This window comes from Acinetobacter sp. WU_MDCI_Abxe161 (assembly GCF_025514355.1).
Taxonomy (GTDB): domain Bacteria; phylum Pseudomonadota; class Gammaproteobacteria; order Pseudomonadales; family Moraxellaceae; genus Acinetobacter; species Acinetobacter pittii_E.
Window position 1 is genome coordinate 1 of the sequence record NZ_JAHPTU010000033.1, and the last position, 525, is coordinate 525.

1 protein-coding gene is annotated in these 525 nt (G+C 49.1%); it reads right to left on the reverse strand.

Annotation, left to right across the window (positions count from 1 at the left end):
* The coding region (locus tag KTI78_RS17635) for an Ig-like domain-containing protein (RefSeq protein ID WP_262446870.1) at window positions 1–525 on the reverse strand (525 nt) is incomplete at both ends.

A 525-nucleotide genomic window follows, 5' to 3' on the forward strand; every position in this document is an offset into this window, starting at 1 on the left:
TGCATTTAAGATACCGTCGCCATTTAAGTCTTCAGGAATCGTGATCGCACCGATCAGGTCTGCAGGTACGGTATCAATAGTAAGCGTCGCTGTATCTGTAGCTGTATTTCCAGCTGGATCAGTTGCAGTTACAGTCACTGTATGTGGGCCGTCTGTTAATGCAGGCAGTGTATTGTCTGCAAGCGTCCAAGTACCATCGCCATTGTTTGTCGCTGGATAGTCCACACCATCCACAGTCACAACCACGGTTGCTGTTGGGTCATTAATCGCCCCTGTTAAAGCAGGAGTCGTATCATTAGTAACCACATCATCTAAAGATACTACTGGAACGCTAGTATCAATGGTCACCACTGCAGTATCTGTACCTGCATTGCCTGCTGCATCTGTTGCAGTCACGGTAATGGTGTGCGGACCGTCCGCGAGTGTTGGCAAGCTATTGTCTGCAAGGGTCCAGGTGCCATCACCATTGTTCACTGCCGGATAGTCAACACCATCTACAGTCACCACCACAGTTGCTGATGGATC